The sequence below is a fragment of the Stenotrophomonas sp. I18B00994 genome (assembly GCF_014145825.1).
Classification (GTDB): Bacteria; Pseudomonadota; Gammaproteobacteria; order Xanthomonadales; family Xanthomonadaceae; genus Stenotrophomonas; species Stenotrophomonas maltophilia.
Genome location: NZ_JACIUW010000009.1, coordinates 1 through 17,517 on the forward strand (window position 1 = coordinate 1; position 17,517 = coordinate 17,517).

General features: G+C 67.1%; 16 protein-coding genes and 1 pseudogene. 8 read left to right on the plus strand and 9 right to left on the minus strand.

Going from position 1 to position 17,517, the window contains the following annotated elements; translation table 11 throughout:
- Positions 1–122, plus strand: a 122-nt coding sequence (locus tag H4O10_RS11575) for an integrase core domain-containing protein (RefSeq protein ID WP_182681053.1), incomplete at its 5' end; no start/stop codon positions are given.
- An 80-nt stretch (positions 123–202) separates the two neighbouring features.
- Here the strand turns inward: H4O10_RS11575 and H4O10_RS11580 are convergent.
- Both H4O10_RS11580 and H4O10_RS11585 read right to left on the minus strand, forming a co-directional pair.
- Entirely contained in the window at positions 203–1,345 is a 1,143-nt protein-coding gene (locus H4O10_RS11580; RefSeq protein WP_005408369.1) for a PilT/PilU family type 4a pilus ATPase, read from the minus strand.
- Positions 1,346–1,445: 100 nt separating this feature from the next.
- A complete protein-coding gene (locus H4O10_RS11585; protein ID WP_004147099.1) occupies positions 1,446–2,483 on the minus strand; it encodes a type IV pilus twitching motility protein PilT in 1,038 nt (345 codons plus the stop codon).
- A gap of 87 nt (positions 2,484–2,570) precedes the next feature.
- On the opposite strand from H4O10_RS11585, the gene H4O10_RS11590 reads away from it, so the two are divergent.
- Positions 2,571–3,248: a YggS family pyridoxal phosphate-dependent enzyme gene (locus H4O10_RS11590; protein ID WP_049453897.1), complete on the plus strand. Its 678-nt coding sequence runs from the start codon at positions 2,571–2,573 to the stop codon at positions 3,246–3,248.
- 18 nt (positions 3,249–3,266) lie between these two features.
- Positions 3,267–4,088: a pyrroline-5-carboxylate reductase gene (proC, locus tag H4O10_RS11595; protein WP_049453896.1), complete on the plus strand. Its 822-nt coding sequence runs from the start codon at positions 3,267–3,269 to the stop codon at positions 4,086–4,088.
- A gap of 59 nt (positions 4,089–4,147) precedes the next feature.
- On the opposite strand, the gene H4O10_RS11600 is transcribed toward proC, so the two are convergent.
- On the minus strand, positions 4,148–5,023 hold the full coding sequence (locus H4O10_RS11600) for a LysR family transcriptional regulator (protein WP_005412485.1): 876 nt from the start codon (positions 5,021–5,023) through the stop codon (positions 4,148–4,150).
- Between the two features lie 89 nt (positions 5,024–5,112).
- Between H4O10_RS11600 and H4O10_RS11605 the strand changes: the two are divergent.
- Positions 5,113–5,724: pseudogene (locus tag H4O10_RS11605) on the plus strand (short chain dehydrogenase); the annotation flags it as partial.
- 72 nt (positions 5,725–5,796) lie between these two features.
- Here the strand turns inward: H4O10_RS11605 and soxR are convergent.
- Positions 5,797–6,231, minus strand: coding sequence for a redox-sensitive transcriptional activator SoxR (gene soxR / locus H4O10_RS11610; RefSeq protein WP_033834828.1), 435 nt, complete (start codon positions 6,229–6,231; stop codon positions 5,797–5,799).
- Between the two features lie 29 nt (positions 6,232–6,260).
- Here soxR and H4O10_RS11615 point away from each other — a divergent pair, with 29 nt between their 5' ends.
- Entirely contained in the window at positions 6,261–7,682 is a 1,422-nt protein-coding gene (locus H4O10_RS11615; protein WP_049453893.1) for an MFS transporter, read from the plus strand.
- An 81-nt stretch (positions 7,683–7,763) separates the two neighbouring features.
- Here the strand turns inward: H4O10_RS11615 and H4O10_RS11620 are convergent, their stop codons facing one another.
- Together H4O10_RS11620 and H4O10_RS11625 are read right to left on the minus strand one after the other, a co-directional pair.
- The gene (locus tag H4O10_RS11620) at positions 7,764–9,785 is read right to left on the minus strand and encodes an alpha/beta hydrolase (RefSeq protein ID WP_005408362.1); all 2,022 of its coding nucleotides are present in this window, start codon (positions 9,783–9,785) and stop codon (positions 7,764–7,766) included.
- Complete coding sequence (locus tag H4O10_RS11625; RefSeq protein WP_080353463.1) at positions 9,785–10,774, minus strand: DUF4105 domain-containing protein; 990 nt, start codon at positions 10,772–10,774, stop codon at positions 9,785–9,787. The genes H4O10_RS11620 and H4O10_RS11625 overlap by 1 nt, the downstream gene beginning before the upstream one ends.
- 156 nt (positions 10,775–10,930) lie before the next feature.
- Between H4O10_RS11625 and H4O10_RS11630 the strand changes: the two genes are divergently transcribed.
- Complete coding sequence (locus H4O10_RS11630) at positions 10,931–11,335, plus strand: GFA family protein (protein WP_049403287.1); 405 nt, start codon at positions 10,931–10,933, stop codon at positions 11,333–11,335.
- Between the two features lie 279 nt (positions 11,336–11,614).
- On the opposite strand, the gene H4O10_RS11635 is transcribed toward H4O10_RS11630, so the two are convergent.
- Complete coding sequence (locus H4O10_RS11635; protein WP_049403288.1) at positions 11,615–13,132, minus strand: MFS transporter; 1,518 nt, start codon at positions 13,130–13,132, stop codon at positions 11,615–11,617.
- 107 nt (positions 13,133–13,239) lie between these two features.
- Between H4O10_RS11635 and H4O10_RS11640 the strand changes: the two genes are divergently transcribed.
- Positions 13,240–14,175 (plus strand): LysR substrate-binding domain-containing protein, encoded by a 936-nt coding sequence (locus H4O10_RS11640; protein WP_049403289.1) that lies wholly within the window; start codon positions 13,240–13,242, stop codon positions 14,173–14,175.
- Between the two features lie 39 nt (positions 14,176–14,214).
- On the opposite strand, the gene H4O10_RS11645 is transcribed toward H4O10_RS11640, so the two are convergent.
- Entirely contained in the window at positions 14,215–15,078 is an 864-nt protein-coding gene (locus H4O10_RS11645; RefSeq protein ID WP_049433238.1) for a DMT family transporter, read from the minus strand.
- A 133-nt stretch (positions 15,079–15,211) separates the two neighbouring features.
- On the opposite strand from H4O10_RS11645, the gene H4O10_RS11650 reads away from it, so the two are divergent.
- Entirely contained in the window at positions 15,212–16,591 is a 1,380-nt protein-coding gene (locus tag H4O10_RS11650) for a PLP-dependent aminotransferase family protein (protein WP_033834822.1), read from the plus strand.
- Here H4O10_RS11650 and H4O10_RS11655 read toward each other — a convergent pair.
- Positions 16,530–17,474, minus strand: coding sequence for a LysR substrate-binding domain-containing protein (locus H4O10_RS11655; RefSeq protein WP_049433236.1), 945 nt, complete (start codon positions 17,472–17,474; stop codon positions 16,530–16,532). The genes H4O10_RS11650 and H4O10_RS11655 overlap by 62 nt on opposite strands.
- Positions 17,475–17,517 lie beyond the last annotated feature (43 nt).

A 17,517-nucleotide genomic window follows, 5' to 3' on the forward strand; every position in this document is an offset into this window, starting at 1 on the left:
GTGATGCCGTGCTGCCTGAATGGCTGCATTACTACAACTGGCACCGACCCCACATGGGGATCGGCAGCCAACCGCCTATTTCCAGAATCCCGCTGAACAACGTGGTGGGTTTACACAGTTAGTCGACTGCTCTTTCACCGGCCGGGAAAATCCCGCGCTGCGCGCGAGAGTCGACTGACAGTCGACTCTACAGATCTGCAGGTCACCGGATCTCGGAGATCTCCACGCCATCCAGGCCCTGTGACAGCGTGCGTGCGTCGCCGCCCTGGCTGAGCTTGATGCGCAGGCGCACTTCGTTCTGCGAATCGGCGTAACGCAGCGCGTCCTCGTAGCTGATCTCGCCGGCCTGGTACAGCTCGAACAGGCTCTGGTCGAAGGTCTTCATGCCCAGCTGGACCGAGTCCTTCATCACTTCCTTCAGCTTGTGGATCTCGCCGTCGCGGATGTAGTCCTGCACCAGCGGCGTGCCCAGCAGGATCTCCATCGCCACCTTGCGCGAGCGGCCATCGGGCGACGGCACCAGCTGCTGCGCGACCACGCCCTTGAGATTCAGCGACAGGTCCATCAGCAGCTGGTTGCGGCGGTCTTCCGGGAAGAAGTTGACGATGCGGTCCATCGCCTGGTTGGCGTTGTTGGCATGCAGGGTGCACAGCACCAGGTGGCCGGTTTCGGCGAACGCGATGGCGTGGTCCATGCCTTCGCGGGTACGCACCTCGCCAATCATGATCACGTCCGGCGCCTGGCGCAGGGTGTTCTTCAGCGCGGCTTCCCAGCTGTCGGTATCGATGCCGACTTCGCGCTGGGTGATGATGCAGCCCTCGTGCTTGTGCACGAATTCGATCGGATCTTCGATGGTGATGATGTGGCCGGTCGAGTTCTGGTTGCGGTAACCGATCATCGCCGCCAGCGAGGTCGATTTACCGGTACCGGTGGCACCGACGAACAGGATGATGCCGCGCTTGGTCATCGCCAGCGTCTTGATGATCGGCGGCAGGCTCAGTTCTTCCACCGTCGGAATGCGCGTCTCGATGCGACGCAGCACCATGCCGACCTGGTTGCGCTGGTAGAAGCAGCTGACGCGGAAGCGGCCGACACCGGACAGGCCGATGGCGAAGTTGCATTCGTGGGTCTTCTCGAATTCCTCGCGCTGCGCCGGGGTCATCACGTTGAGGACCAGGTCGCGGCTCTGCTGCGGCGTGAGCGGGGTCTGCGTGATCGGCGAGATCTTGCCGTTGACCTTCATCGCCGGCGGCATGCCCGCAGTGATGAACAGGTCCGAGGCGCGCTGGTGCGCCATCAGCTTGAGGAACGAAGTGAAATCGATGGTGGTCGCGGTGGTGTTCACGGCAGGCTCCCGGAAAGCGGTTTACCAGGTAACGGTCGGTGGAGGAAACAACACGGGAACAGCAGCGCACTGGCGCACGCTGCCCCGTTACTGCCCCGCCTTACTCGAACAGGCGCTTGTCCTTGGCGTACTCACGGGCCTGGTTTCGGGTGATCAGGCTGCGCTTGACCAGGTCCTGCAGGTGCTGGTCCAGGGTCATCATGCCGTATTGCTGGCCAGTCTGGATGGCCGAGTACATCTGCGCCACCTTGTCCTCGCGGATCAGGTTGCGGATGGCCGGGGTGCCGACCATGATTTCCCACGCTGCGGTACGACCGCCGCCAACCTTCTTCAGCAGCGCCTGCGAAATGACCGCGCGCAACGACTCGGACAGCATCGAGCGCACCATCGGCTTTTCGCCGGCCGGGAACACGTCGATGATGCGGTCGATGGTCTTGGCCGCCGAGCTGGTGTGCAGGGTGCCGAACACCAGGTGGCCGGTTTCCGCCGCGGTCAGTGCCAGGCGGATGGTTTCCAGGTCACGAAGTTCGCCCACCAGGATGATGTCCGGGTCCTCACGCAGCGCCGAGCGCAGTGCTTCATTGAAGCCATGCGTGTCGCGGTGCACTTCGCGCTGGTTGATCAGGCACTTCTGCGAGGTATGCACGAATTCGATCGGATCCTCGACGGTGAGGATGTGGCCGTATTCGTTCTTGTTGATGTAGTCGATCATCGCTGCCAGCGTGGTCGACTTGCCCGAGCCGGTCGGACCGGTCACAAGGATCAGGCCCTGCGGCTGCTGGATCACTTCGCGGAACAGCGGCGGGCAGGCCAGGTCCTCGAGGGTGAGCACCTCGGACGGAATGGTACGGAACACCGCACCGGCACCGCGGTTCTGGTTGAACGCGTTCACTCGGAAGCGCGCCAGCGATGGAATCTCGAAGGAGAAGTCCACTTCGAGGAATTCCTCGTAATCGCGGCGCTGCTTGTCGGACATGATGTCGTACACCAGCGCATGGACCTGCTTGTGGTCCAGGGCTGGGATGTTGATCCGGCGAACGTCGCCGTCGACGCGGATCATCGGCGGCAGGCCTGCGGACAGGTGCAGGTCGGACGCTTTGTTCTTAACGGAAAACGCCAGCAGTTCGGCGATATCCATGAGCGGCTACTCCCCAATAACGGCTTCGACTGGAAGGATCTTTCCCCGGGCGGCAGTATAGCCTCCTGATTCAACGGAACGCGTTACGTGGCCACTCCCCTGCCCCAGATCCTGAGCAACCTGCATGCCGCCGCCGAGGCCGCTGGCAGGCCCGACCCACGCCTGCTGGCGGTGTCCAAGACCCAGCCGGCCGAGGCCGTGGCCGCGCTGGCCGCGCAGGGCCAGCACGCCTTCGGCGAGAACTACGTGCAGGAAGCACTGGCCAAGATGCAGGCGCTGCAGCACCTGGCGCTGGAATGGCACCTGATCGGCCACCTGCAGTCGAACAAGGCCGAGGCCGTGGCCACCCACTTCGACTGGGTGCAGAGCGTGGACCGGCCCAAGCTGGTGACCGCGCTGGCACGCCATCGGCCGGTCGCGCGAGGCCCGCTGAACGTGCTGATCCAGGTCAACATCGACGACGAATCGAGCAAGCATGGTTGTGCACCGGAAGAAGTGGATGCACTGGCCGCAGCGATTGCCGCCGAACCCACCCTGCGCCTGCGCGGACTGATGGCGATTCCCGCGCCATGGCCCGAAGTCGAGCGCCGTCGGGATGCATTCGTGCGCATGCGCACACTTTTCCAGTCGCTGGCTGCCCAGCACGCGCAGATCGACACGCTGTCGATGGGCATGAGCAGCGACTACGCCGAAGCCATCGCCGAGGGCGCCACCCTGGTGCGCATCGGCACCGCCCTGTTCGGCGCGCGCCCGCGCCCGGCCTGATTTTTCAAGGAGATTTCAATGGCAGCTGATTCCATCACCTTCATCGGCGGCGGCAACATGGCGCGCAGCCTGATCGCCGGCCTGATCCGCCAGGGCGTGCCGGCCGCGCACATCCATGTCGCCGAACCGGTGGCCGAACTGCGCCAGGCGCTGGCCGCCGACTTCGGCGTGCAGGTGCATGACAACACGAGCGATGCCGCCGCGCAGGGTGGCACCTGGCTGCTGGCGGTGAAGCCGCAGGTGCTGCGCGAAGTCTGCCAGTCTCTGCAGGCGCTGGCACAGGCGAGCCGACCGCTGGTGGTGTCGATTGCCGCCGGCATCACCAGTGCGCAGCTGCAGCGTTGGCTGGGGGGCGACCTGGCAGTGGTGCGCGCGATGCCGAACACCCCTGCCCTGCTCGGCGCAGGTGTGACCGGCCTGTTCGCCACACCGTCGGTGGACACGCAGCAGCACGCGCGGGCCGAGCAGGTGCTGGCCAGTGCCGGGCGCACGGTGTGGATCGACAGCGAGGGGCTGATGGATTCAGTGACTGCCGTTTCCGGCAGCGGCCCGGCCTATGTGTTCCTGCTGGCCGAAGCGATGGAAGCGGCGGGTGTTGCCCAGGGCCTGCCGGCCGACGCCGCGCGCACGCTGGTGGTGCAGACCCTGCTGGGCGCCTCGCGCATGCTGGATGAGGCTGGTGAAAGCCCGGCGGAACTGCGCCGCCGCGTGACCTCGCCCAACGGCACCACCCAGGCCGCGATCGAGAGCTTCCAGGCCGGTGGCTTCGAGGCCCTGGTGGATACGGCACTGCGCGCTGCGCAGGTGCGTGGGCAGGAACTGTCTGCGGCGAATGATTGATCCCGATGTGTGCCGACCAACGGTCGGCACCTACCATCATCCACGCATGGCGTGGATGCTCATTGCCCCAACGTGGTCATGACGAAATCGACGAAGCACTGCAACCGCGGGCGCGGCCTGCGGTCGGGCAGGTAGATCAGGTGCATCGGCCGCGGTTCGGGCAGGTAGTCGCGCAGCAGCGGCTTCAACCGCCCTGCTGCAATCTCCCCGGCCAGCAGTGCGGTCGGCTGCAGCACCAGCCCGGCCCCGGCCACGGCGGCTTCGCGCAGTGCAACACCATCATTGCAGGTCAGGCGCGCTTCCCAGTCCACCTGTTCACCGTTGGCCAGCTGCCAGCCGTGGCCACCGCGCCAGGCCAGATGGCTCAGGCAGTCATGCCCTTCCAGATCGGCGGGCGTACGCGGCGTGCCGCGCCGGCGCAGGTAGGACGGCGCCGCGCACAGGCTCATCGCATACGGTGGCAGCGGCCGCGCCACCACCTCCTGCGACGGCAGCGGCCCGACCCGGATCGCCACGTCGAAGCCGTCCTCGATCAGATCCACACGGCGGTTGCTCAGATCCAGTTCGACGTTCAGCTGCGGCTGCGCGCGCAGCAGGCCGGCCAGTTGTGGCGCCAGCACGCAGCTGCCCCAGGTGGTGGGTGCGCTGACCCGCAGCAGCCCGCGCGGTTGCACCTGCAGTCCAGCCACGTCGGCCTCGGCCTGCTGCACCTGCTCCAGCACCTGCCGGCACCCGGCCAGGTAGGCGCTGCCGGCTTCGGTCAGGCGCTGACGGCGGGTGTTCCGTTGCAGCACCGCGGTGCCCAGGTGCGCCTCCAGCTGCTGGATGTACTTGCCGACCATCACCGCCGAGACCTGCAACTGTTCAGCGGCCCCTGCAAAGCTGCCGCACTCGGCTACCGCGACGAAAGCCTGCATGCAGCGAAGGGTATCCATTGCTAATCCAGAGTTAGGAATCCTCAAAGCATACGCCGCTTACCTAACCCCACTGTGACGGCGCAGACTGCGCTTACTCCCTCACGCAAGGAACGGCCATGAAGATCCTCCTCGTTGGTGCCAGCGGCACCCTCGGCCAGGCAGTCGCCCGCCAGCTCGGACAACAGCATCAGATTCTCGCCGCCGGCCGCAACAGTGGCGAAATGCGCGTGGACCTGACCGACGACGCCAGCGTCGCCGAACTGTTCTCGCGTACCGGCCCGGTTGATGCGGTGATTTCCACCGCCGGCAAGCTGCACTTCGGTCCGCTGCAGGACATGACGCCGGCGCAGTTCAACCTCGGCCTGCAGGACAAGCTGCTGGGCCAGGTGCGGCTGGCCCTGGCGGCGCAGCACCATCTCAACGCCGGCGGCTCGATCACCCTGACCAGCGGCATCGTCAGTGCACAGCCGATCCGCGATGGCGTCAACGCCACCTCGGTGAATGCCGCGCTGGAAGGCTTCGTGCGTGCCGCCGCGTTGGAACTGCTGCCGCGTGGCCTGCGCATCAACGTGGTCAGCCCGAACGTGCTGATCGAATCGATGGCGGCCTACGCACCCTATTTCCCGGGCTTTGAAGCGGTGAGCGCGCAGCGCGCGGCGCTGGCCTTCCAGCGTGCAGTGGAAGGCATCCAGAGCGGCGAGACGATCACGGTCTGGTAAGAAAGAAGGGACGGAGGGGATCAAGTCGTCAATGCACAAACGACATAATCCCCTCCGTCCCCTTTTCGCGGGTCATTCCCAGCGCATCGGGCCGTCGCCGCGTTCGCCAAGCACATCCCCCGGGTTGGCCAGGCGGCAGCGCTGTAGCGACAGGCAGCCGCAGCCGATGCAGCCGGTGAGCTCATCGCGCAGCAGTTGCAGCATGTGGATGCGCTCCTCCAGCTCGGTGCGCCAGCGCGCGGACAGCCTGGCCCAGTCGGCCTTGGTCGGTGCGCGCCCCTCGGGCAGGCTTTCGAAGGCACGGCCGACCGCTTCCAGCGGTATGCCCACGCGCTGCGCAACGCGGATCACGGCCAGCCGGCGCAGCACGTCGCGGCTGTAGCGGCGCTGGTTGCCCGAGGTGCGCAGGCTGCTGATCAGCCCCTTGCGCTCGTAGAAATGCAGCGCGGAAACCGCCACGCCACTGCGCTGGGCGACTTCGCCCACGCTCAGTTCCTGGGACACCATTGCTTGACCTCAACTGCTGTTGAGGTGTCATGCTGCTATCTTCGCCGCCAGTTGACAAGCGCGGTCCGCATCTGACCCGTATGACCCCGACCCTCTCGCCCGCCGCCGCCCACCTGCCGGCCGACACCTCGATCCTGTCCGCACGCTATCGCGCGACCACCCTCGGCATGGTCGCGCTGGTCGCGCTGCACGCCTTCGAGGCATTGGCCGTTGCGGCCGCGATGCCCACCGTGGCCGAGGCGCTGGATGGCCTGCGCCTGTACGCACTGGCCTTCGGCGGTACCCTGGCCACCAGCGTGATCGGCATGACCCTGGCCGGGCGCTGGGCCGATCACCATGGTCCGGCACGGCCACTCTGGTACGGCCTTGGCTGCTTCGTGCTGGGCCTGTTGCTGGCCGGCTTCGCGATGCGCATGGGCATGCTGGTGGCGGGACGCCTGCTGCAGGGCCTGGGTGCGGGTGCGATCTCGGTCTCGCTGTACGTGATGGTCGGCCGCAGCTACCCGGAGCACCTGCGGCCGAAGGTGTTCGCCGCCTTCTCGGCCGGCTGGGTGGTGCCTTCGATGGTTGGCCCGGCGTTGAGCGGCCTGATCGTGCAGCACCTGGGCTGGCGCTGGGTGTTCCTGGCGGTGCCATTGCTGGCGGTTCCGGCAGGCCTGCTGCTGCGCCCCGCGCTGGCACGCATGCAGCCCCGTCCCCCCGGCACCGCCGACGATGGACGCGGCAAGGTGGTGCGCTGGGCCAGCGGCGCCTCGCTGGCCGCGTTGCTGCTGTACTTCGGCGGTCAGCAACCGGCCCTGCCTGCCCTGCTCTGCATCGGTGTGGCGGTGCTGGCGCTGCTGTTCTGCGTACATCGACTGCTTCCGCCCGGAACACTGATCCTGCGCCGTGGCCTGCCCAGCGTGATCGCGCTGCGTGGCATCGCGGCAGCCGCCTTCTTCGCCTGCGAGGCCTACCTGCCACTGCTGCTGCAGCGCGAACGTGGCCTTTCGCCCAGCTGGGCCGGTGCCGTACTCAGTCTCGGTGCGCTGAGCTGGTTCGCCGGCTCGTGGCTGCAGGGCCACCAGCAGCGTGGCTGGCCACGCCAGCAGCTGCTGCGCGCCGGCACGATGATGATGACGGTCGGCATCGCCGCCACGCTGGCCGTGCTGTTCAACGCGGTGCCACTGCCGGTGTCGCTGCTCGGCTGGGCCGTGACCGGCTTCGGCATGGGCATGATCTACGCCAGCCTGTCGGTGTTGACGCTGTCGTTGTCGGCGCCGCGGGAGCAAGGTGCCAACACCTCGGCACTGCAGCTGAGCGAGGCCCTGTCGGTGACCACCGCGCTGGCGGTCTCCGGCGCATTGTTCGCATTGTTCGTGGAAAGCAGCCCGCACACCGGCTACCTGCTGTGCCTGACCATCACCTTCGGCCTTGCGCTGTTGGCCACGGTGATCGCGCGACGGGTGTAGCGCCGCCGGATTCCGGTAGTGCCGGCCGCTGGCCGGCAACCTCCGCGCACGCGGGAATCCCATGACGGCCAGCGGCCGGCATTACCGCGTACCGGCCCCCACATCATCGATGTCCCGATGCAGGATGCGCCGCACTTCCAGCACCGCCTGCGGGGTCTCCTGCACGCTGTGGCCGGAAATGATCACCTTCTCGGACAATGCACCCGGCAGGTGCGCACTCCAGTACGGCACCAGCCCGTCATCGGATTTGTCCACCGGCAGTTCCGGTTTGCGCTGGGCGATGATCGAGTGGTACTTCAGGCCCGCTTCGATCGGCAGCTGTGCGGCGGCCTTCACGAACGGATCGCTGGCCTTGAGGTTGTCGATGCTGTTCGGAATCTTCGGCTTGGCCGTGCCATCGACCTGCTGTTCGGCCTGCGCCAGTGCCAGGAACACATCCTCGAATTTGCCGAGGATGGTCAGCGGCAGGCGTACCAGGCGACCGATCAGGCGCCCGACCTTGTTGCCGGCAATGTCGGTGCCCTGGTGCGGCGCGGCGATGAAGATCGCACGCTCCACGTTCGGCTGCGCCTTGAAATGCAGCAGCGGCCCCAGCTTGTTCTGCACCCGCTTCAGGCGCTCGCCCTTCAGGTCGTAGTTGGCCAGCAGGTCATTCCACAGTACGTCGCCCGAGTCACTGACCAGCAGGCGCGCCAGCACGCCGCCCATGCTGTGGCCGATGTAGACCATGTCCTTCGATGCACGCGTGCTGCCGTTGGGATCGAAGTGCTTCAGCGTGTCGTTGAACGCATTGGCGATCTCGTAGCGGTTCAACGCGATCGGCGCATTGGTCGGGTAGTACACCTGCCACACCTGGAACTGCTGGCGCAGCTCGGGGTCGCCCATGATCTCGTTGGCCAGGTTCACCCAGGCTTCCGGGCTGCTGGCCAGGCCGTGCAGCATGAAGATGATGCGACGATTCGGGTCCCACGGCTGCATCAGGTAGATGTGCGGTTCGCCGATGCCCTCGCTCATGCCGAACAGGGTGCGCAGCGATTGCCGGGCGAAACCGCTCTGCGCCAGCCACAGGCCATAGGCGGCGGTGAAGTTGCCGGCAAGCGGCACCTGCTCGCCATGCAGGGTGATGCGCTCGGTGGCTTCGGGCGAATAAGCGTCCAGCTCGACCCGGCGCGTACGCATCACATCGTCCAGGTTGCTGCCCTCGAAGCGCAGCAGTGCGGTGACGTTGATCGAGGACATCTCGCTGAACTCGGGCACCGAATCGTCATGGCGATGACGGCGGCCACGGCGTGCGTCGTCCTCATCCTCCTGCGGCGCCTCGGCCTTGGGGCCCTCGGGTGCGATCACCGGTGCAACCAGCTTCGGCGGGTCCATCACCATCACCAGCTCGGCACCGAAGCCATCGCGGCGATAGGTACTGCGCAGGCCGACGAAGCTGACCGTGCCGGCCGGCACCAGCTGCGCGGGAATGCTCTTCAGGTTCAGCTGCTGGTAGTTGGAGGCCAGCGACCAGCTGCCGACCGTGAGCGGCTTCGTGTAATCCTCGCCGGCCAGCGCAGCGGCGCGTGCGCGCACGAACAGCACCACTGCCGCCTTCTCGGCCGCGTAGTTGTAGTAGTCGCGCACCTGCGTCTGGCGGTCCTCGAAGGCACGGTCGGACGGTGAGCGGCCGCTGTAGAACAGGTAGGCATAGGCATAGCGCGCCGCTTCCAGCCAGGCATCCAATGCCGCATCGCTCATCGGCGGATCGCCGGCAGCCGTCTTCTTCGGCGTCATCGCCAGCGCGGCCTTCACCCACAGTTCGGACAGCGCCGACAACCGCTGCTCGACATTGAGGTCGTCGGTCATCAGCAGCGTGCTGCGGCAGACCAGGAAGTCCTTTTCGCACTGCGACTCGTCCAGGCCTGCCGCGCTGAGCGTTTCGCGCGCGGCCGGGCTGAGCTTGCCCGTGTTGAGCACGTCGGCACGCTTGTTGACCAGCGAATCGCTGGACTTGACCTGCTTGACGGTAACCATCGCGCAACCGCTGCTACCCAGCAGCAGGAAGGCAGCGAACAACACCGGCAGCAGGCGCTGCCAGCGGCGTGGGAGGAATCGGGTCATTACTGCGGGTCCTGCTCGGTGCCGGGCACGCCCTGGCGGATTACGGTGGAGAAGTGGTCGCCGCTGCCCAGGTCCAGCGCACGCTGGGTGATGCGGCCCTTGTCATGCAGCTCGGCGTACGGCACACCTGGAGCGAGCGCGCCGACCTCCTGCGCGTACTCGGCCAGGTAACCGGACAGCAGCAGGCGGTAATCCAGCGGCAGACGCGGTGCGATGTGCCGGGCCAGGTCGAAGACGATGGTGGTGCAGTTGCTGGTCAGCGTGTTGTAGAAGCCGGGCTTGGCATCCAGTTCGCGGGCCTGCGCGATGTACGCAGCGAACAGTTCCTTCAGCTGTGCGCGGTTCATGCCATGCAGGCGGTAGAGATAGACGTCCTCGCCGCGCGCGTTGGTGCGGGTGCGGATGATGTCGGTCTCCTCCGAAGCTACCAGGGTCATCTCGAACTTGCGGAAGAAGCCACCCAGCGCCGAGAACGATTCACCGCGCTCCTTGCGGATCTCCAGCGAGAACACCACGTGGCGGCCGTCCTCGAAACCAAACGAGATCAGGGTGTGGGCGATGGCCGGGCCCATCCAGTACGACAGCACCAGATCGGCAGAGCGCAACTGGTCCAGGTCGTACTCGCGGCGCACCCAGCGGGCGTCGTAGTCGGTTTCGCTGCGCCAGGTGAAATCACGCACGTTGTCCAGCACGACATGGCGGCCATCGAAAGACACCACGTGCAGGCGCTGGGCCACGTCATCGGCCCACACGCGGTCCTGGCGCGGGGTCAGCAGCAGCCACCACAGGCCGGCCAGCGCCAGCGATGCCCCGAACGCCAGGCCCAGGCGGCACGAGGCACGGCCCCGCGCGACCCGCCACGACGCCCACAGCGCTACCAGCAGCCACAGCCCGGCGACGCCGGTGGCCAGCCAGCCCGGCCCCGGCAACTGATAGGCCAGCAGCCCGGTCACCCACAGCGCCAGCAGCGCCGTGGCACTTCCTGTCATCCATCGTCCTGCGGCTTTCACTGGCATCCTGTCGCGGTCCTGAAGCCGCATAGTTAGCCACAAGCGGGTTCACCGTGGCATCTACGGCCCGTTCAGGCACACCGGCGCACCGTCTGCGGCGGCCCCCGCGGCCAGACGGATCACACAGGAGCAATGATGGGCATCACTTCCGTGGCCGGCGTTCCGGTCCAACCCCAGCACCGCGCAACCTGCCACTGCGGCACCGTCGAGCTGCTGCTGGACCTGCCGGACGGCATCGTCGATCCCCGCCGCTGCGACTGCTCGATGTGCCGGCGCCGGGGTGCCATCGCCGCCAGCGTCCCCCGCCAGGGCCTGCAGGTGCTGCGCGGGAAGAACCACCTGCAGATGTACCAGTTCAACACCCATGTGGCCGAGCACTACTTCTGTGGCGTGTGCGGCATCTACACCCATCACCGGCGCCGCTCCAACCCCGACCAGTACGGCTACAACGTGGCCTGCCTGGAAGGCATCGACCCGTTCGCGTTGGGGGTGATCCCGGTCAGCGACGGGATCAATCACCCGTCAGACCGCAGCGACTAGTGGCGCGTGCGCCGCGGTGGCGTGGCGATCTTCTGCCAGGGCGCCATGCCGCTGCGCCCCGCCCGCGCGGGTCGTTTCAACCAGGGCCGGCGCGGCGGTGCCGGTGGCGCATCCGCGGCCGGGGGAGGAAGCGGTCGACGGCCAGGCCAGAGATGATCGAGCAGCCACATGGCAGGTCTCCGTGGGGGACGGGGACGACCAAGCCTAGGCCCGGGTGGGCATAGGCAGCGTGAGCGGGACACGACAACGGGATGACGGCGAAGGCGGGCGATGAGCCTGCTACGCAGTACGCCCGACCAACGCGTCTTTACGTTTCCGCAGCAACAGGTGCAACAACGCAGCGCATGCGGCGGTCAGCAGCGCCAGTACACGCAGCAGTGTTGCCAGCGCCTCACTACTGGCGTGCTGCAGCTGCATGCGGCTCATCGCCGGTAGCAGTGCCTGCGCCTGTTCCCGCGCCCCCGTGGCCAGATAGGCACCGGCACGCGCCAGCGATGCCGGCGACGCGCCCTGCAGCTGATGGCCGATCTGCAGCGCAAGCAAGGCAGTGACTGTGGCCAATGCGATGCCCTCACCGGCTACACGCACGGTCCCGAAGATGCCGGCGGCCATGCCCGCACGCTGTACCGGCACCACGCTGACCGACAGCCCATCCATCAGCCCCCATGGCAAGGCCGTCCCTGCACCGACCAGCATCAGCCACGGCACCCACTGCGAAGGCGACGGCTGCGATGCATGGCGCGACAACAGGTACAGGCCAGAGGCACAGACCAGCAGTCCCAGCGTGCACAGCCGCGCACTTCCAACGCGCTCCGCCCAGCGCGCAGCCAGCATCGGCAGCACCAGCATCGGCGCGGACAGGGCCAGCATCTGCAGCCCCACAAGGGTCGCGCTCTGTCCGTGCACTCCCAGCAGCTGCAGAGGCAATACCACCAGCAGCACCACGTAGCCGAAGCAGGTTGCGACCGGCAGCAGCTGGACACCGAGGAACGCCGGTTGCGAGAACAACGAGAGGTCCAGCAGGGGTGAGCGGTGCAGTCGTTCGATGCAGATGAACGCTGCGCCCAGCAGCAGCGTCGCCAACAGCGCCAGTTGCACGCGCACGGTATGCAGGCCGAACTCGCCCAGCCACAGCAGGGCCAGGGTCAACGCTGCCAGCATCAGGCTGAAGCCCAGCATGCCGCCGACATCCAGTCGCCCGCGTTCACCGTGGCTTTCGGGCAGCACACGCGCGCCCAGTACGAAGGCGGCGAATGTCAGCACGCCGCCGACGGCGAACACACTGCGCCATCCCAATGCCTGCAGCAGCAGACCCGCAAGCAGCGGCCCCAGCGCCAACCCCGCACCGAATGTGGCGCCCAGCAGGGCGAACACACGGCCACGCATCGGCCCCTGCCAAGCATGCGCGAGCGCAGCCGTGCCGGACGCCAACGCCGCTGCGGCGGCAACGCCCTGCAGCCCGCGCGCCAGATCCAGCCACAGCAGCGTGGGCGCGAGGCAGACGACGATCGTGGCGACGGTGAAGCCTGCAGTGCCCAGCAGGAACAACCGCCGCCGGCCATAGCGGTCGGCCAGGCCACCGGCAGCGAGCAGCAGGCTGCCGAAGGTGAGCATGAAGGCATTGGTCACCCAGGCCAGCACGCTCGGCGACGACGTCACGGAACGGGCCAGCGCGGGCACCGCGACGGCACCGGCCGAGAAGGACAACGGCAACGCCAGTGCGGCCAGGCAGACGGCAAGCAGGGTCCAGCGCTGCTGCGTCTGGACAGGTACAGGGAGCATCGAAACCGGGGCCATGCGGGCCTCCATCCATCAGGGGCATTGATGATGGACAGGCCGCTATCCCTGAAAAACAGGCTCGATGGACGTTGATTGCGTCCCACTGTTCCGTAATCATGCCCCGCATGGACTCCATTTCTGCCCTGCTCGCCTTCGTCCGCACCGCGGAGGCTGGCAGCATCGTCGGCGCTGCGCGTGTACTTGGCCTGTCCGCGTCGGCGGTCGGCAAGCGCATCGCCCGTCTTGAACAGGAGCTCGGCACCCGCCTGTTCCAACGGACCACCCGCCGCGTGCATCTCACCGACGAAGGCGAACTGCTGCTGCAGCGCTGCCGGCGTGCACTGGACGAGCTTTCCGAAGCACAGGCGGACCTGGCGCAGCGACAGCACGCCCCCAGCGGGCTGCTGCGCATCGGCCTGCCCACCATCGGGTACCGCTTCCTGCTGCCGGTGCTGCCCGGCTTCCAGCAACGCTATCCGCAGGTGCAGCTGGAACTGGACTTCAACGACCGCATCGTCGATGTGGTCAGCGAAGGCCTGGACGCGGTGATACGCAGTGGTGAACTGGCCGATTCCAGCCTGACCGCACGGCGACTGGGCGGCTTTCGTTTCATCCTCTGTGCGGCGCCAGCCTATCTGCAGGCGCATGGCACGCCCGGTGATGTGGGCGAGCTGCGCCTGCATACCGCGCTGCGTTTCCGTTACCCCACCACCGGAAAGCTGCATCCGTGGCAGCTGCCGGGCATCGAAGGCGATGCGGGGGCACGCCTTCCCACGGCGATGACCTGCAACAACATGGAGGCCGTGCTGGCCGCTGCGATCGGTTGCATGGGCGTGGCCTGGATGCCTGACTTCCTCGCTGCTGACGCGCTGGCCGATGGCCGCCTGCAACGGGTGCTGCCTGCACTGCCCACGCACCAGGGGCAGTTCTCGCTGCTATGGCCCGGTGGGCGCCATCCCAGTGCACGCCTGCGGGTGTTCATCGACTACGCCGTTGCGCATCTGTTCCAGCGCGCCCCGGAAAAGGGGACGGAGGGGATTAAGTCGTTTCAGGCACAGTAGGACCGATTACGACTTAATCCCCTCCGTCCCCTTTTTCGTTCAGCGACTGAAGCGGCGCGCGCCGGCCACGCAGATCACCGCGACCACGGTCACCAGCACCATGCTGAGGCTGACCGATTCGTGCAGCAGCAGCGCGGCCAGGGCCAGGCCGAAGAACGGTTGCAGCAACTGCAACTGGCCGACGGCGGCGATGCCGCCCTGCGCCAGCCCGCGGTACCAGAACAGGAAGCCGATCAGCATGCTGAACACTGCCACATAGCCCAGCGCCCACCACGCCGAGGCACCAACCGCAGTGAACGAGGCCGGGCGCATCAACGCCGTCAGCGGCAGCATCACCGGCAAGGCCAGCAGCAACGCCCAACTGATCACCTGCCAACCGCCGAGATGACGGGCCAGCCGACCACCTTCGGCATAGCCCAGCCCGCACACCACGATCGCCGCCAGCATCAGCAGATCGGCCTGCAACGATGCCTCGATGCCGTTGCGCACCGCATAGCCGACCACGCAGGCACTGCCCAGCAACGAAAACAGCCAGAACGCCGGGCGCGGCCGATCGCCACCGCGCAGCACGCCGAACACCGCAGTGCTCAACGGCAACAGGCCGAGAAACACGATGGTGTGCGCCGACGATGCGTGGCGCAGCGCGAGTGCGGTCAACAACGGAAAGCCGACTACCACCCCGAGGCTGACCACTGCCAGGCCTGGCAGGTCACTGCGCCGCGGCCACGGCTGGCGCAGCAGAAGGAGCAGGCCGAGGCCGAGCACGGCGGCAATGGTCGCGCGTGCAGCGGTGACGAATCCGGCGTCCAGCTGCAGAACCGCCAGGCGGGTGGCCGGCAGGGAGCCGGCGAAGATCACCACACCGATGAAGCCATTGATCCAACCACTCGCCGACCGTTCCACGCCTGTACTCCTGAAGGTGCCGGACGATGCCCGGCTGGACCTGCATGGAAGCATCCGGCGCGGGAAGACCCCAGCTACAATCCAGTACAGTCGCAAGTAACTGTACTGCCCACACTTCCACTACGGTTCCACCATGCCGCGCCCCCTTACCCGCATCGAATCGGTCATCCAGACCGTCCGCACCCGGATCAGTGCACGGGTCGATGGCCCCGGCTCCCGCCTGCCCTCGGTACGCGCGCAGGCGGCGGCGATGGGAGTTTCAGTCTCCACCGTGGTCGAGGCCTACGAGCGCCTGGCGGCCGAAGGCCTGATCAGTGCGCGCGCAGGCTCGGGCTTCTACGTCAGTGGCCCGGCCGCACCGCTGGCGCTGGCCGAACTGGAGCCACGGCTGGATCGCGCGGTGGATCCGCTGTGGGTATCACGGCAATCGCTGGAAACGCCCGCGGGCGACCTCAAGCCAGGGTGCGGCTGGATGCCCAGTGACTGGCTGTATCACGATGGCGTGCGCCGCGGCCTGCGCCGGCTGGCGCGTGCCGATGCCATGCAACTGGTGGACTACGCCGGCCCGCTCGGGCTGCCCGCGTTGCGCCAGCTGCTGCAAAGGCGCAGCGCCACGCTTGGCATCGATGCACCGGTGGAGCAGATCCTGCTGACCGAATCCGGTACGCACGCGGTCGATCTGCTCTGCCGTTTCCTGCTCAAGTCCGGCGACTGCGTGCTGGTCGACGACCCGAGCTACTTCAATTACCACGCGCTGCTGAAGGCGCACCAGGTGCAGGCCATCGGCGTGCCGTACACGCACAGCGGCCCGGACCTGGAGGCGTTCGCGCAGGCCCTGCAGGCACATTCGCCGCGGCTGTACATCACCAATTCCGGATTGCACAACCCGACCGGCGCGGTGCTTTCCGCGAGCACCGCACACCGCCTGCTGGGCCTGGCCGAACGCAGCGAACTGATCATCATCGAGGATGACATCTTCGCCGACTTCGAACTGCAGCCGGCACCGCGGCTGGCCGCGCTCGATGGACTGTCACGGGTGATCCACGTCGGCAGTTTCTCCAAGACGCTGTCGGCAGCGTCGCGCTGCGGCTACATCGCCGCGCGCCACGACTGGATAGAGGCATTGACCGACCTGAAGCTGGCGACCAGCTTCGGCGGTGGCCATCTGGCCGCGCAGTTGATGCACATCGCGCTGACCGACAGCGGTTACCGCCGCCACATGCAGTCGATACGTTCGCGGCTGGCCGATGCACGCCGGCACACACTGCGGAAACTGCAGACGCTGGGTATCACGCCGTGGCTGCAGCCGGAAGCCGGCCTGTTCCTGTGGTGCCAGCTGCCCGATGGCCGCGACGCCGCCGCACTGGCGCGGCAATGCCTGCGCGAAGGCATCGTGCTGGCGCCGGGCAATGCCTTCAGCCAATCGCAGCGCGCGGCCGACTATGTGCGTTTCAACGTTTCGCAGTGCCAGGACCCGAGGATCTGGCAGGTGCTGGCGCGCGCGCTGCGTTGAGCTGGTAATGCGCGACCAGCGCATCCACCACCACGCGGACGCCCGGCAACTGGCCGCGACGGTGCGGCAGCAACACGCTGGTGGTGACTTCGCCGGCATGCCACGCTGGCAGCACCTGCTGCAGGCGGCCGTCGGCGATGGCCGCAGCACACAGGCTGTGTGGCAGCACGGTGATGCCAAGACCCGCTTCTGCCGCCGCGATCAGCAGCTGCGATTCATTGCCGACCAGCGCCACCTGCGGCTCCACCTGCACGGTGTGGGCGTCGGCGCCGTGCAGCGTCCAGCGCGTTGCATGGCGCGCGGTCAGCAGGCCTGCATGCGCGCGTAGCTGTTCGGGCGTGTCCACTGCCGGCGCGGCTGCCAGATAACCAGGGGACGCCACCAGCACGATGCGTTCGCTACCGAGCATGCGCTGCACCAACCCGGAATCCGGCAGCGGACCGAAGTGGCTGCGCAGGGCGATGTCGATGCCTTCCTGCGCCAGATCGATGAAACGATCACTCACTTCAACTTCGATGCGCAGCCGTGGATAGCGGCGGGCCAGTGCAGGCAAGCACGCGGCGAGCTCGCCCTGCACCACCGGAATCGAAGCGCTGATCCGCACGGTGCCGCTGGGTTCGGCCTGGCGGTCGCGGACGATGGCCTCGGCGGCCTCAACCTCGGACAGCGCCGCGCGTGCACGCTCGAAGAACTCCTGACCGACCTCGGTCAATGCGAAGCGGCGCGAACTGCGCTGCAGCAGCCGCACCTGGAGCTGTTCTTCCAGCAGCGCCACGCGCTTGCTCAGGGTCGAGCGCGGCAGGCCCAGATGGCGCCCGCCTGCAGCGAACCCGCCCTGCTCCACCGCGGTCACGAACAGGGCCAGATCGTTGAGGTTGAGCATGGACAACGTCCACAGATGTGGACTTCAGGATGCCATTCGAACG